The organism is Mesorhizobium sp. M1406 (genome assembly GCF_040317555.1).
In the GTDB taxonomy this organism is placed as follows: domain Bacteria; phylum Pseudomonadota; class Alphaproteobacteria; order Rhizobiales; family Rhizobiaceae; genus Mesorhizobium.
Window position 1 is genome coordinate 25,543 of sequence record NZ_JAMYKW010000051.1, and the last position, 12,944, is coordinate 38,486.

At 64.6% G+C, this 12,944-nt stretch carries 13 protein-coding genes, 1 tRNA gene and 4 pseudogenes; 6 read left to right on the plus strand and 12 right to left on the minus strand.

The features are described from left to right. Positions 1–9: 9 nt before the first annotated feature. Positions 10–891: a MurR/RpiR family transcriptional regulator gene (locus NKH03_RS27490; protein WP_352971875.1), complete on the plus strand. Its 882-nt coding sequence runs from the start codon at positions 10–12 to the stop codon at positions 889–891. Between the two features lie 16 nt (positions 892–907). On the opposite strand, the gene NKH03_RS27495 is transcribed toward NKH03_RS27490, so the two are convergent. Further along, positions 908–1,222, minus strand: coding sequence for a DUF167 family protein (locus tag NKH03_RS27495; RefSeq protein ID WP_352971878.1), 315 nt, complete (start codon positions 1,220–1,222; stop codon positions 908–910). After that, positions 1,219–1,509, minus strand: a complete 291-nt coding sequence (locus tag NKH03_RS27500) for a YggT family protein (protein WP_352866137.1) — start codon at positions 1,507–1,509, stop codon at positions 1,219–1,221. Before NKH03_RS27500 ends, NKH03_RS27495 begins: the two co-directional genes overlap by 4 nt. 159 nt (positions 1,510–1,668) lie before the next feature. On the opposite strand from NKH03_RS27500, the gene NKH03_RS27505 reads away from it, so the two are divergent. After that, a tRNA-Ala gene (locus NKH03_RS27505) sits at positions 1,669–1,744 on the plus strand. A gap of 139 nt (positions 1,745–1,883) precedes the next feature. Then, positions 1,884–2,422, plus strand: a pseudogene (locus tag NKH03_RS27510) (XRE family transcriptional regulator); the annotation flags it as partial. A 24-nt stretch (positions 2,423–2,446) separates the two neighbouring features. On the opposite strand, the pseudogene NKH03_RS27515 reads toward NKH03_RS27510, so the two are convergent. Continuing rightward, positions 2,447–2,524: pseudogene (locus NKH03_RS27515) on the minus strand (helix-turn-helix domain-containing protein); the annotation flags it as partial. A gap of 278 nt (positions 2,525–2,802) precedes the next feature. Here NKH03_RS27515 and NKH03_RS27520 point away from each other — a divergent pair. Next, positions 2,803–3,057, plus strand: a complete 255-nt coding sequence (locus tag NKH03_RS27520) for a hypothetical protein (protein WP_352971881.1) — start codon at positions 2,803–2,805, stop codon at positions 3,055–3,057. Between the two features lie 238 nt (positions 3,058–3,295). On the opposite strand, the gene NKH03_RS27525 is transcribed toward NKH03_RS27520, so the two are convergent. The 4 genes from NKH03_RS27525 to NKH03_RS27540 form a co-directional block, all read right to left on the minus strand. Then, positions 3,296–4,213, minus strand: coding sequence for a TonB family protein (locus tag NKH03_RS27525; protein WP_352971884.1), 918 nt, complete (start codon positions 4,211–4,213; stop codon positions 3,296–3,298). After that, positions 4,210–4,656, minus strand: coding sequence for a TonB system transport protein ExbD (gene exbD / locus NKH03_RS27530; protein ID WP_352971886.1), 447 nt, complete (start codon positions 4,654–4,656; stop codon positions 4,210–4,212). Before exbD ends, NKH03_RS27525 begins: the two co-directional genes overlap by 4 nt. A 4-nt stretch (positions 4,657–4,660) precedes the next feature. After that, positions 4,661–5,632: a tonB-system energizer ExbB gene (exbB, locus tag NKH03_RS27535; RefSeq protein WP_352866148.1), complete on the minus strand. Its 972-nt coding sequence runs from the start codon at positions 5,630–5,632 to the stop codon at positions 4,661–4,663. 65 nt (positions 5,633–5,697) lie between these two features. After that, complete coding sequence (locus tag NKH03_RS27540; RefSeq protein WP_352971889.1) at positions 5,698–6,495, minus strand: ATP-binding cassette domain-containing protein; 798 nt, start codon at positions 6,493–6,495, stop codon at positions 5,698–5,700. A 218-nt stretch (positions 6,496–6,713) separates the two neighbouring features. Between NKH03_RS27540 and NKH03_RS27545 the strand changes: the two are divergent. Next, a pseudogene (locus NKH03_RS27545) lies at positions 6,714–7,049 on the plus strand (cysteine hydrolase family protein); the annotation flags it as partial. Between the two features lie 7 nt (positions 7,050–7,056). Here the strand turns inward: NKH03_RS27545 and NKH03_RS27550 are convergent. After that, complete coding sequence (locus NKH03_RS27550) at positions 7,057–7,998, minus strand: LLM class flavin-dependent oxidoreductase (RefSeq protein ID WP_352878480.1); 942 nt, start codon at positions 7,996–7,998, stop codon at positions 7,057–7,059. A gap of 112 nt (positions 7,999–8,110) precedes the next feature. After that, the gene (locus NKH03_RS27555; RefSeq protein WP_352866152.1) at positions 8,111–8,266 is read right to left on the minus strand and encodes a hypothetical protein; all 156 of its coding nucleotides are present in this window, start codon (positions 8,264–8,266) and stop codon (positions 8,111–8,113) included. A 159-nt stretch (positions 8,267–8,425) separates the two neighbouring features. Here NKH03_RS27555 and NKH03_RS27560 point away from each other — a divergent pair. Beyond that, positions 8,426–8,984, plus strand: a pseudogene (locus tag NKH03_RS27560) (SDR family NAD(P)-dependent oxidoreductase); the annotation flags it as partial. A 37-nt stretch (positions 8,985–9,021) separates the two neighbouring features. On the opposite strand, the gene NKH03_RS27565 reads toward NKH03_RS27560, so the two are convergent. The 3 genes from NKH03_RS27565 to NKH03_RS27575 form a co-directional block, all read right to left on the minus strand. Beyond that, positions 9,022–9,966, minus strand: a complete 945-nt coding sequence (locus tag NKH03_RS27565) for an ABC transporter permease (RefSeq protein ID WP_352971892.1) — start codon at positions 9,964–9,966, stop codon at positions 9,022–9,024. Then, positions 9,963–11,018, minus strand: a complete 1,056-nt coding sequence (locus NKH03_RS27570; protein WP_352971895.1) for an ABC transporter permease — start codon at positions 11,016–11,018, stop codon at positions 9,963–9,965. The genes NKH03_RS27565 and NKH03_RS27570 overlap by 4 nt, the downstream gene beginning before the upstream one ends. Before the next feature lie 224 nt (positions 11,019–11,242). Continuing rightward, positions 11,243–12,754 (minus strand): ABC transporter ATP-binding protein, encoded by a 1,512-nt coding sequence (locus NKH03_RS27575; protein WP_352971898.1) that lies wholly within the window; start codon positions 12,752–12,754, stop codon positions 11,243–11,245. Positions 12,755–12,944: the final 190 nt, after the last annotated feature.

Sequence of the window (12,944 nt, forward strand, 5' to 3'; positions counted from 1 at the left end):
AACATCAGCATGAAGACGCCCGCCGACATCATCACGCGCCTGCAACTGATGCTGCAGGTTGGAACGAAGTCGGATCGCAAGCTTGCCGGCTTCGTGCTGGCCGACCTCGACTTTGTCTCCAAGGCGGCGATTTCGGAAATTGCCGCGCGCGTCGGCGTCAGCGAGCCGACGGTGACACGGTTCTGCCGCAACCTCGGTTGCGAGGGGGTGCGCGACTTCAAATTCTATCTGGCGCAAGCCATCGCCATCGGCGGCCAGTATCTGTCACCGGAGCCGTTGAGCCGCGATGCCCGCGAACAGCGCATCGCGTCCGCCATCACCGAAGCGGCGATATCGGCCATCCAGCGCGCCAGCGAAAACCTCGATATGACGACGCTGGTCGCCGTCGCCGCACGCATCGCCGTTTCCGGCAATGTGCTGTGCATCGGTTCGGGCGGAATTTCGTCGATGATGGCGACCGAAATGCAGAACCGGCTGTTCAGGCTGGGCGTGTCGGTGCTGGCGCAGATAGACGGACAGCTGCAGCGCATGTACGCAGCCGTTGCCACGCCCGACACCACGCTGATCGCCTTCTCTGTCTCCGGCTATGCGCGATCGGTCATCGATGCGGTGCAGGTCGCCCAGCAATATGGCGCCACCACCATCGCCATCACCCCGCCGGACTCCGCACTCGCCAAGGTCGCCGACACGGTCATCAATTTCCAGTCGCTGGAAGACGGCAACATCTACAAGCCGACATCGTCGCGCTATGCGCTGCTGTCGATCGTCGACATGATCGTCACATCGGTCGCCGAGACGCGCGGACCAAGGGTTTTGGAAAACCTGCGCCGCATCAAGCAGAGCGTGAACACGTTGAAAGTCGACGATCCCCGTTTGCCGCTGGGGGATTGACCCCCACCGAAGGGCATCAGGACTGCTGGCCGAGCCCTTCGATCCTTTTCACCAACGCCGCCGGATCACCCGCGATACGCAGTGTCTTCAGCCGGGCGGTGCCACCGGCGACAATCGATACAGTCGAAGCCGGCACGCCCAGCGCCTTGGCAATCAGCTTTTCAAGTGCATGATTGGCGGCGCCGTTTTCCGGCACGGCGCGGACGCGGGCCTTGAAATGGCTTCGTCCGTCCGCTGATGTCTCGACGCCTTCGAGCCTGTCCAGCGCAGCCTTTGGCGTCAGCCGGACAAACAGGTCGACACCACCATCGCGCAGGCGGAAAGGGCTCACAGGATCAGAGGCGCCACCGTGGTGAGTATGAACTGCCGCAGGAAGAACAGGACCAGAAGCAGGATGATCGGCGAGATGTCGATCCCGCCAAGGTCCGGCATGAAGCGGCGGATCGGCCGCAATGCCGGCTCGGTCAGCCGGTAAAGCATGTTGCCGATACTGCCGACGAACTGGTTTTTCGAATTGACGACGTTGAAGGCGTAGAGCCAGGAGAAGATCGCCGAGGCGATGATGATCCACCAGTAGAGGTCTAGCGCCATGACGATTGTTTGAATGAGGGCGAGCATGCCGGTCTCCAATTGTTGCCGACATGTAGCCATTGCAGGCGAAACCGGCAAGGGCCGCCTTCCGCCGCATGCCGGCCCGATGTCGGCGGCCGCCGATTTCGGCAAAGCGCCGCCTTGACAGGAAACCACGGCGCCCGATAAATGCCCCATCCGCTGGACGGGGCTGTAGCTCAGCTGGGAGAGCGCGTCGTTCGCAATGACGAGGTCAGGAGTTCGATCCTCCTCAGCTCCACCAGCGGAATAATCGATTTCTGCCTTCCACGACAAGAGAAACGCACCGCGCTCGCCTGCCGGCGATATTTGTTGTGCCAACACGCCCGTGAAGGCCGCACGCGCTACTGCGCGCCCGTCTCACAAAACCGTGGTCAATTGGCCCCGAACCCAGTGTCCCCGGCCTGCCGCCGGTTTCCGAGAGCTTGTTCAACCAGATGATCCGGCCGCCCAGCCCATCGATCGCGGGAGGCACCTATTTCACTTATTTTTCGATCCCGGCCCGGCCCGACCTCTTGAGGCGTTCGGTAACCTTGGTGCGGCGCGAAGCCGAACTGGTCACCTTCAGAAGGGTCACCGGGTGGTCGGAACGCCGGGGTCGACATGGGCGCGGGCGCGCGGCAACCACTATTGGGTGGCGACCTCGCGCCTGAACTGGATCTATTTCAGCGGCATCAATCGCCGCCAGACTGGCGAGCCGCCGCTGATCTCCGTGCAATGGGCTCCGATCTCCGAACCGGTGCTGATAGGCAAGGCCATGCTTCTGACAGAGGCCGGGCCGGCATTCGTGTCCGTCATCATGCGGCGCGACATTGTCAACATCCGCCCAAGGGATGCCATCAGCATGGCACATGTCATCAGGCTCGACGATCCGAGCGTCGATCAACTGGTGGTCAGCCTCACTCGGGAAGGACTGGGTTAATCCCTTCGATCGCCGTGGCTTACGCTAAATAAGAATAAGCATGATGCCGAAAAAGCGTATGCTAGCGATTGTCTGCTCTGTATCTGGATAAAATCGATATTTTACACTTTAGCGCGAGGAAAGATAATTCATCCGCCTGCCTTGGCGCGCGGATTTACTACGATTTTAACATACCATTAACTCTTTCGACCTTACCTTTCTTGGCGTGGGTCCGGTTTTGAGGGGCCTTTCAACGGATCCCGATGGGGTCAGGAAACGGATGAAAATGGCTAGGAAAGTGAACGCCGCTCCGGAAGAAACCTCGTCTTCCGCGATCAATTAGTCGGCTCAGTATGGTCGGTAACGCGTTCCCTAGGTTCCGCCAGAGACAGGAGCAGCACGTGTCAAATCAGTCCTTACGTCAGTCGGAAATCGACAGTCTTCAATATATTTCGTCGATGACCAATGAGCTCGTGCAGATGGCCGAAGCAAGCCGTTTTCCCATGATCTCCTATCTGCTGGGCATGGCCTATGCGGAAGCCTTCGACGTGCTTCGCGGCGCACGGCCGGCCAGGCATGCGCAGCTCAGCGGCAACCCGCTGCACCCCAAGGCGCGGGCAAAAGACAATCGTGCCGCCCAGCCCCGAAGGGCGTAGCGGTATGCACTCGTCAACCGCATGCGCGGTGGCCGGCTCGGCATCACCGGTCAGGCAGACAGTCTCTGGGGCGCGGTGGGCGCCTTCCAGGCCATTTCGACTTCATGATGCAGACCATCGAGATCAACGGCGCCAACGACCCGAACCTCAGACGCACGAAATGCCGCTTCCATCTGGAGCAGGTCGAGGCCCTTTGCCTGTCGCTGAGTTATTGATAGGCCCGGCTTTGCCCTAGCCTCTAGTTGCGCAGGCTGAACACGAATGGCGCCGTTCGGCTCTGGCGCGAGCCGAGTTCCGGCGGCGGTGCCGGCACCGTGGCGCCTTGCAGCACGGCCAGTGCCGCGCGGTCCAAATCCGCATCTCCGGAAGAGCGAGAGAGCCTGGCGGACAGGACCCGGCCGGACGAGTCGACCGTGAAGGCGACATACGGCTTGCCTTCCACCCGGCGGGCCTTGGCTGACCTGGGATAGCGCGTGTGCCGCTTGATCCAGGCGCCCAGACGGGAGTCCCATTTGCTGGAGTCGCCGGAGCGTGACGTCGATTGTGCCGACTTCGGCGCGGCGGTCCTGGCCGCCGGCTTTGCATCGGCACTGGCGACGGTTGCCGTCCTTGGCGGTGCCGCCTTCTCCTTCTTCGGCCGCGGCTTGGGCCTCTCGACAGGCTTTTTCGCCTTGGCCTCGGCCGGTTTCTTGTCCTTGATCACCTCGACCGGTTTCGGCTGCGGCAAGGGAATGACGACCTCGGGCCCTACAGCCTCGACAATATCCGGGACGACCTCATCCGGCGGTGGCTGGTCGACCTGCTCGGCCATCTCGGTCTGGGTGGGCTCGGTCTCGTCGGGCGGGACGGCTTCCGGCTGTTCCTCCGCCTCCTCGACCGGCTCTTCGGGCGTCGGCTCGGCCTGATCGGGCTTCACCGCGTCCAGCGCGGCAATCTGTTCCTCCACGGCCGGCATCACCACCATCGGCGCCATCTCGATCACCTGGGCCGGTGGCGGACCGCCGTCTGCTTCGGTGACCATCGTGAAGTTCTGCACGGCATAGGCGACCGCGACATGGGCTCCGAGGACCAGCGCGGCCGCACCGGCCCACAAGCCAAGGTCGCGCCAGCCGAAGCGCGACAACTGGACCGAGGGCAAGGCGGCCGCTTGCGTCATGGCGCCGCTGCGCCAGTGGCTGCCGGCGCCGCCTCCAGGCCGACCAGCGCGATCTTCAGATAGCCGGCACCGCGCAGCAGGTTCATCACCTCCATCAGGTCGCCATAGGCGACTGCCTTGTCGGCGCGCAGGAAGATGCGCGTCTGCTTGTCGCCTTTTGTCCTGCTGTCCAGCGAGGCGGCGAAAGCCGGGCGCGGCACGCTGTCGTTGCCGATCGCCAGCGTCAGATCGTCCTTCAGAGTCAGGAACAGCGGCGTTTCGGGCCGTGGCGCGGGCGTTGCGGTCGAGCCCGGCAGGTCGACATTGACATCCACGGTCGCCAGCGGTGCCGCGACCATGAAGATGATCAAAAGCACCAGGATGACGTCGATGAAGGGGGTGACGTTGATCTCGTGGCTTTCCTCGAGATCGTCATCCATGGTCGGTCGGATTCTGCTGCCCATGGCGCTACTCCGCCGCCAGCGCCGTTGCCGGCGCGACCGTGCGATAATCGAGGTCGCGGCTGACCAGCCGTTCAACGCCCGCCGAGGCATCGGCGAGTATCTGCCGGTAGCCGGCTATCGAGCGGGCAAAGACATTGTAGATGACGACGGCCGGTATCGCCGCGACAAGGCCCATCGCGGTGGCCAACAGCGCTTCGGCGATGCCCGGCGCGACCACGGCGAGATTGGTGGTCTGCGCCTGCGAGATGCCGATGAATGCGTTCATGATGCCCCAGACGGTGCCGAACAGGCCGACGAAGGGCGCGGTCGAACCGATCGTCGCCAGCACGCCGGTGCCGCGCGACATGCGCCGCGACGCCGCCGCCTCGATGCGCGACAGGCGCGACGTCACCCGTTCCTTCAGCCCATCACCGGAGACATGATCGAGCGCGCCGGCCGAAAGCGCGGTCTCCTCCTCGGCCGCCCGCACCAGAAGCGCACCGGGGCCGCCGCCGCGGTCGAGCGCGCGGCTGGCCTGCTTCAGCGTGGCGGCATCGCCGATCGCCCGGACGGCGCGCCGGATGCGCAGCTTGCCACCAAAAATCTCCAGCGATTTCGCCAGCCATATCGTCCAGGTGACGAGTGAGGCGAAGGCGAGCCCGATCATCACCGCCTTGACGATGATATCGGCCGCCATGAACATGCCCCATGGCGACAGGTCATGCGGCAAGGTCAGCTCCGTTGCCGGCGAAGATCCGGCCTCGGCCGGCAGGGTCGTGTTCGGCTGGTTGGCTGGCTGCACCGGCGCCATCGTGGCCGGCGGGACGACTGCCGGTGCGGCGGATGCCGGTGCAACGGGCGCCGGAGTAGCGGGTGCCGGCGCGGCGGGTGCCTCGATCGCGGGGGCGGCTCCGGCCGGTTGCTCCTGGGCGGTCGCGCTGCCGACCGACAGGATGACGGATGCGACCAACGCCGCCAACAAACCACTTTTCGACAACAGCTTCTTCCTTGTTCTCACAGCGGTCGGCCGCTTTCTGTTTCCCACCGCCGCATCAGATCTCGTCACTGCACATAAACGACAGGCTGGCCGGTGGCGGGGTGCGCGAACACGCCCATCTCGACGCCGAAAATGCCCTTCAGCACATCGCCGCGCATGATTTCGCGGGGCGTGCCGCGCGTCAGCAGCTTGCCATCCTTCAGTGCGATCAGTTCGTCGCAGTAGCGCGCCGCCATGTTGGGATCATGCAGCACCACGACGACGCAAAGGTCGCGTTTGCGGCTGAGATCCTTGACCAGCCCGAGCACCTCGACCTGATGGGCGATGTCGAGCGCCGAGATCGGTTCGTCGAGCAGCATGACACCGGCATTCTGCGCCACCAGCATGGCCAGCCAGGCGCGCTGGCGTTCGCCGCCGGACAATTCGTCCACCAGCCGATCCGCGAAACCTTCCATGTCGGTCAGGACCAGCGCCTCGTCGACATGCTGCCTGTCCTCGGCGCGGAAACGGCCAAGCGCGCCATGCCAGGGATAGCGCCCGAGCGTCGCCAGTTCGCGCACCGTAAGACCTGTCGCCGCCGGCGTCGTCTGCGGCAGATAGGCAAGCGCGCGGGCGAGTTCTCGCGCGCCCCATTGCAGCAGCGGGCGCCTGCCGAAGGTGATGGCGCCCGAGCTTGCCGGCTGCTGGCGCGCCATGAGCTTGATCAGCGTCGACTTGCCCGAACCATTGTGGCCGATGAGCCCGTAGACGCGCGAGCGCTCCAGTTCGAGCGAAACCGGACCGAGCAGCGTTCGCTCGCCGACGGCAAAGCGCACCGCGTCGATATGGAAGGCAGTCTGGGCATCAATTCCAGCCACGGTCATGGCTTTTCTCCAGTGCGGCCGCCCGCATTTGCAGATTCCGGGTTTCGGCAAGCCGATGCCGGTTGACTATGAAACATGATATTATTAGTCAAGATTGAAGATGACTACAACGATCAACAAATCAATGCGACTGCCGCAAACAGGTCCCGCCCGGACAACGGTGGCGACCGCGTCGTTGTCGAACCCAGTTTGCACAGCGAACTGATCCGCGCTGGCGGTCGCCGCAGGACATCATAGTCGACAAGACCTGCAACAGCGCCTTCACCTATACGGATTTCGAGCTTGTGCTGCGTGCGCAAGGCATCACGCATCTGCTGTTTTCCGGATGCACCACGGATGTCTGCGTCCACACCACGCTGCGCGAGGCCTGCGACCGCAATTTTCAATGCCTGACGATCTCGGACGCCTGCGCCAGCGGCGACAGACAAGCCCACGAAGCCGCGCTTCACATGGTGACGGTCGAAGACGGCGTCTTCGGCGCGCTGGCAGATTCGAGCGCTGTTATCAAAGGCCTGTCGCAGCTTGGCGACAGGCCTGAGGCAACGAAGGGCTGAAGGCTCCTCAGCCCGCTGCCCGCGTTTCCATGCCCGCGCCCGGCGCAAACGCCCCGGGCTGGAATGCGTCCGTTTCGCGGCGCGCCAGTGAGTTGCGCAGCAGGGCGATCGTTTCCCGGCCGACGGTTGCGATCTCACGTGGCGTGTCGACGCCGACAATCATGAATTCGTCGATCCCGAGAGCCGCATAGGCAAGCAGCGACAGGGCGGCCTGGGCCGGCGGCCCGGCCACGTCGACCGCCTTGAGGCCGGGGGCGGAAGCACTCTGGTGGATCCTGACCGGAAGCGCAAAGCGCAGCTTGCCGGCCCGGCCATGTTCGGCGGCGGCGCCGCGCACCCGCTCCATCAGCTGCCGGACCTCATCGATCGAGCCCGGCGCCAGTTCGAAGACATCGGCATGCCGGCCGGCCACCTTGACCGCCGTTCCGGATTGTCCGCCCATGCGGATGATCAGGTCGGCGCCGTGCGGACCCTTGCGCGGCACATAACCGCCCTTGATGCTGTAGAACGCGCCTTCATGGTCGAAGGGCCGGTCGTTCGACCAAAGCCGCTTGAGCAGCACCAGATATTCGTCGATACGCTGCCAGATGACGGTGTGCCCGACCGGCCGTGTTTCGGCATCGGCGTCGCTCAGCGGCTCGCTGATCATCCGCAGCGCCAGCCGCCCGCCGCTTTTCCTGTCGATCGACGCAAGCTGGCGGGCCGCCACGGTCGGTTCAACCACGCCCGCCCAATGCGTTAGCACGACTTCCAGCGACAAAGTCCGGTCCAGCACCTGGGCAGCAAGATCCATATTGGTCAGCAGCCCGGCCGAATCGTCGACGACGATCTTGCGGAAACCGCCGTCCTCGATCAGTCCGAGCTTGGTCGCGGTCTCGGCAAAGTCATAGAAAAAGGGAACCGCGGCGTCGGCGGTCTTGCCGGGAACATGCGTGAACTCGATCGGCATTGCCATCTCCTCCGTTGTGTCGGGCGCGCGCAAGCGCACCGAGGATTCGGTTCATTCAACTCCGATTGCCTGGAAGCGGTGGGGCAGCTAACCCCGGCCTATCTGACGGATTCTAGGGGATGAGGCCCAGAACAACTGCCCCGGTGAACACAAACGCAAGGGCAAAGACCACATAGGCGAAAGCGCCGGCATAGGCCGGGCGGAAGGTCTGGGCATTGGCCAGCCTTTGGCCGTTGCGATCCGTCTGGGCGTTCTGGATATAGGACATATCGGCCTCCGTCTCGCTGGTTAATCTATAAAACTTGTAGACTTTGTCGATTGCTATTTTCAGCCCCTCGCCAGAAAAATTTTCTACTGAGCCGTCACAAATTGGTACCTGCTTGCTGAGGGAGCCCGCAGGGCCATCATTTCGGGCGGCGCGACGGGAATGGGTGGAGCGGCCTCGGGGCTGTTCGCCGCCGAGGGCGCCAGGGTGGCGATCATCGACCGCAATGGCGAGGCGGCCGCGGCCACCGTGGCGGCGATACGCGCGCGGGGCACATAGCCGAACACTGGGTGGTCGACGTCTCCGACGAAGCCCAGGTCGAAGTGGCAGTGAAGGGTGCTATCGAAAAGCTCGGGCCGGTCACCGTGCTGTTCAACCACGCCGGCATCATCGTGATAAAGCGTTCCTGGAGACGACGGTCCAGGAATGGGACTGGCTGCATGCCGCTCGATGTTCCTGATGACGCGCCGTGCTGCCCGGCATGATTGCGGCCGGCGGCGGCTCGATTGTCTGCACTTCATCGATCTCGGCGGTGGCGGCGACTCCGAACGAGGTGCTCTACGACACCACCAAGGGCGCCTGCCACATGTTCGCGCGCGCCATCGCCGTCGAGTTCCGCGACCGCAACATCCGCCGCAACGCGGTCTGCCCCGGCTTCATCCGCACGCCGCATGGTCTGCGCGAGGTCGCCGATCTCGACGGGCTCGGCATCGACGTCTCCTCCGGAGGGAGAGGAAAGGACACCAAGTCCTGCTCGTCTACCGCTCCTCGCGCCGAAACGGCTTGAGCAGCGCCGACGGCGCCACCGCGTTGCGTGACATCACCGCCATCGCGACGATGGTGAAAATGAACGGCAGCATCAGGAACGCCTCATAGGGGATGTGCCCGAGCCCGCTCGCCTGCATGCGCAGTTGCAAGGCATCGACGAAGGCAAACAGCAGTGCCGCACCCGCCGAGCGCCACGGATCCCAGCGGCCGAAGACGACCAGCGCGATCGCCACCCAGCCGCGCCCGGAGACGACGCCGAAGGTGAAGGCGTTGAACTGCGCCATCGACAGGAAGGCGCCGGCGAGCCCCATCAGCGCACCACCGAGAATGACCGCCTGGAAGCGCGTGGCAATGACGCTGACGCCGGCCGAATCGGCGGCGCGCGGGTTTTCGCCGACCATGCGCACCGACAGGCCCCATGGCGTGCGGTAGAGTATGAAAGCGGCAAGCGGAATGGCCAGGATCGCCATGTAGACCAGCGCGAACTGGTTGAACACCGCCGGCCCGAATACCGGAATGTCGGAGAGGACCGGGATCGGGAGTGTCTGAAAACCCTTGATGTTCGGCGGCACCGATTGCTGGCCAAAGATCAGCCGGTAGAGGAAATAGGCAAGGCCCGAAGAGAACAGCGTCACGCCAATGCCGCAGACATGCTGGCTGAGGCCGAGCACCACCGTGAACAGCGCATGCAGCGCGCCCATCAGCATGCCGGTCAGCACGGCCGCCAGCACGCCGAGCCACAGGCTGCCGCTGAGGCTGGCGGCGGTGAAGCCGGTCATCGCCGACAACAGCATGATGCCTTCGATGCCCAGGTTGAGCACGCCGGCCCGCTCGGAGAACATCTCGCCGAGCGTGGCAAAAGCCAGCGGCGTGGCGATGCGGATGATGGCGGCGAGGAAGCCGACCTGAAAGATCTGTTCGAACACCGCGCTCATCGGGCGGCTCCAACGCGGCGGATGCGATAGGCGGTGAACAGCAGCGCCACCAGCATGGCAAGCAATGCGGTGCCCTGGATGACATCACTGAGGAACGCCGGCACGCCGGTCGCGCGCGACATCGCCTCGGCGCCGGTCATCACGGCGGCAAGGAAGATCGCAGCCGGCACGACGCCAAGCGGGTTGAGCCGCGCCAGCATGGCAACGACGATGCCGGAATAGCCGTAGCCCGGCGAGATGTCGCTCATCACCTGGAAATGCACGCCGCCGACCTCGCCGACACCGGCGAGGCCGGCCAGCGCACCGGACAGCAGCGCCGTAGAGATCAGCACGCGCTCGACATGGATGCCGCCATATCTGGCGGCTTCGGGATTCTCGCCGATGACCCTGATCCTGAAACCGAGCGTCGTGCGCACGATCAGGAACCAGATCAAGGGTGCCGCGATCAGCGCCACGACGACGCCGAGATGCAGCCTTGTGCCTTCGAGCAGCACCGGGAAATTCGCCGAATCCTCGATCGGCGGCGAGATCGGGTAGCCGCTGAAACTGTCCTTCCACGGCCCCTCGATCAGCGCCATCAGCGCATAGTAGATGACCGAGTTGAGCAGCAGCGAACTGACGACATCATCGACCTTGAACTTCACCCGTAGCGTGGCGGGAACGAGCGCCACTGCCGCACCAGCGGCGGCACCGGCCACCGCCATCAACACCATGGCAAGCGGTCCCGGCATGGGGATGGCGCCGACAAAGCAGCCGGCCACCGCGCCGGCCAGCAATTGACCCTCGGCGCCGATGTTCCAGAATTTTGCCCGGAAGGCGACGGCCACCGCCAGCCCGGTGAAGATCATCGGTGCCGCGCGCACCATCGTTTCGGTAATGGCGTAGCTGTCGCCTAGCGAGGCCGTGAACATCACGCCATAGGCGTCGAGGACGCCGGCGCCTGCCAGCGCGATGAGGCCACTGCACAAGATGAGCGTTGCACCGATCGCCAGCAATGGCAAAGCGAGGTTGAACCAGGCAGGAGTGCTTGCACGGACTTCCAGGCGGAACATTAGGCGGCACCCTCTGTTCGGTCTGTCGAACAAGGATTCTGACGAAGAGGGACCCCCACCCCTAGCCCCTCCCCACAAGGGGGAGGGGAACTCTCGGAGGCGCTGACCACGACAAAACGGCTGAAGTTTGGGCTCGGAAGCTGTGTGAACGGAGCGCGGCAGCATCCCCCTCCCCCTTGTGGGGAGGGGTTAGGGGTGGGGGTCAGCGCCGCCAGAAGGTTCATCTAGACTCTCCCCTCCGCCCCGGTCATCATCAGCCCGAGCCGCGCGATCGTCGCATCGGCGCTGTCGAGCATGCCGACGATGCGGCCCTCATACATCACCGCGATGCGGTCGCAGAGCACCAGCAGCTCCTCGAGATCCTCACCAATGACGACGATGCCGCAGCCCTTAGCGCGCATGTCGAGGAACTTTTCGTGGATGAAACGCGCGGCCCCGATGTCGAGGCCGCGTGTCGGCTGCGAGACAATAAGCACCTTCGGGTCGAAGGCGAGTTCGCGCGCCAATAGCGCCTTCTGCAGATTGCCGCCGGATAGCGCTCCGGCGCGGGTCATCGGCCCTGGGCACCTGATATCATAGGCCTTGATCTGCGCCTCGGCGAAGGCGCGGATCGCATCTGGCTTGAGCAAGCCCCTGCTGCTGAAAGCGGCGGTGCCGATGCGCGGCAGCACCATCGAATCGGCGAGCGGCAGGTTGGTGACCAGCCCGGTGGTCATGCGGTCTTCCGGAATGCGGCCAAGGCCAAGCGCCTGCACCTCGCGCGGCGAGAAGCGTGTGACCTTGCTGCCGGCGATCGTCATCTGGCCGGCGTCAGGCACACGCGTCCCGGAAATCACCTCCGCCAAGGCACGCTGGCCATTGCCCGACACGCCGGCAATGCCGAGTATCTCACCGGCACGAACGGCAAGCGACACGTCGCGCAGCGGCGTGCCCGAATGATGCGATGTCGAGATGCCCTTGAGGGTAAGCACATCAGCACCAGGCGTCGATGGTCCCCGCGCCGGCGGCACGATCTCGTGGCCGCACATCAGTTGCGCCATTGCGGCCGACGTCGTGTTGGCGGGATCGTCCACCCGGCCGGCGACGCGGCCGTGCCGCAGCACCCTGCAGCGATGCGTCAGCGCACGCACCTCGTTGAGCTTGTGCGAGATGAAGATGATGCCGAGGCCTTGCGCCGCCATCGAGCGCAATGCCGAAAACAATCCGTCGACCTCGCTCGGCGCCAGCACCGCCGTCGGCTCGTCGAGGATCAACAGCCTGGCGCCGCGAAACAGCGCCTTGACGATTTCGAGCCGCTGCTGTTCGCCGACCGACAGCGCCGAGACCGGCAGGGCCGGGTCAAGTGTGAGCCCATGCTGCCGGCCGATCTCGGCCAGCCGCGCCAGCCCGCCGGCACGGTCGATCCGGCCGCTCTTGCCGGGAATGCCTATTAGAAGATTTTCCAGCACGGTGAGCCGTGGCGCGAGGTGAAAATGCTGGTGCACCATGCCGATGCCGGCGGCCAGCGCATCGGCCGAACTGGTGATCCGCACCGGCCGGCCCTGGATAAGGATTTCGCCGGCGTCCGGCGCATAGGCACCGAACAGCACATTCATCAGCGTCGTCTTGCCAGCGCCGTTCTCGCCGAGCAGCCCAAGGATCTCGCCCGGCGCTACGCTAAGGTCGACGGCCTCGTTGGCCTTGACCGCGCCAAAGCTCTTGGTGATGCCGCGCATTTCGATGAGGGGGGCGGGCAAGGGTGCTCCTGCGGAGAGAGGCTCTGCTTCACCCTCCCCCTTGTGGGGAGGGTCGGCTCGCAGTCGGAGCGAAGCGGAGATTGCGAGACGGGGTGGGGGGCGGCGCCGAAGAGGGGGGCGCCCGCCGCCCACGACGGGCCGCACCGCCCCCAACCGCGGCCGCGATGAGGATGAAGACGGCAGACGGAGG

Coding starts and splice junctions, on each gene's coding strand:
- NKH03_RS27490 (WP_352971875.1), top strand. CDS start 10: ATGAAGACGCCCGCCGACATCATCACGCGCCTGCAACTGATGCTGCAG.
- NKH03_RS27500 (WP_352866137.1), bottom strand. CDS start 1,509: ATGCTCGCCCTCATTCAAACAATCGTCATGGCGCTAGACCTCTACTGG.
- NKH03_RS27525 (WP_352971884.1), bottom strand. CDS start 4,213: ATGACGCAAGCGGCCGCCTTGCCCTCGGTCCAGTTGTCGCGCTTCGGC.
- exbD (WP_352971886.1), bottom strand. CDS start 4,656: ATGGGCAGCAGAATCCGACCGACCATGGATGACGATCTCGAGGAAAGC.
- NKH03_RS27540 (WP_352971889.1), bottom strand. CDS start 6,495: ATGACCGTGGCTGGAATTGATGCCCAGACTGCCTTCCATATCGACGCG.
- NKH03_RS27550 (WP_352878480.1), bottom strand. CDS start 7,998: ATGCCGATCGAGTTCACGCATGTTCCCGGCAAGACCGCCGACGCCGCG.
- NKH03_RS27555 (WP_352866152.1), bottom strand. CDS start 8,266: ATGTCCTATATCCAGAACGCCCAGACGGATCGCAACGGCCAAAGGCTG.
- NKH03_RS27565 (WP_352971892.1), bottom strand. CDS start 9,966: ATGAGCGCGGTGTTCGAACAGATCTTTCAGGTCGGCTTCCTCGCCGCC.
- NKH03_RS27570 (WP_352971895.1), bottom strand. CDS start 11,018: ATGTTCCGCCTGGAAGTCCGTGCAAGCACTCCTGCCTGGTTCAACCTC.